1 pseudogene is annotated in these 373 nt (G+C 59.5%); it reads left to right on the plus strand.

Annotated features, from left to right (window positions below):
* A pseudogene (locus tag AC1DIX_RS28270) lies at positions 1-226 on the plus strand (hypothetical protein); the annotation flags it as partial.
* Between the last annotated feature and the right edge of the window lie 147 nt (positions 227-373).

Genomic DNA, 373 nt, shown 5'->3' on the forward strand with positions numbered 1-373 from the left:
GGATGACGGCGGCATCGAAACACTGGCGGCGCAACTGGCAAATGTGGATTACGATTGCGTCGTGATCGGTGGCGGCCTGCGCCTACCGCCCAAAGGGCTTTCGTTCTTCGAGAAGGTCGTCAACGCGATCCACCGCGCCGCACCGAAGGCGGCAATCGCCTTCAATACCCGTCCTGAAGACACGGCCGAGGCCGCGGCACAGTGGATCGGCGAGGGACGTGGATGATTTCCGTCACCATTCCCCCATCGAGGCATCCCAGCACAAATTCGGAGATCTGACATGAAAATCCTAGTATTAGGCGCAACCGGCGCCACAGGCCGACTGATCGTCGGAACGGCCATCACAAAAAGATACGAGGTCGTTGCCCTCGTT

The organism is Massilia sp. 05N420 (genome assembly GCF_056397205.1).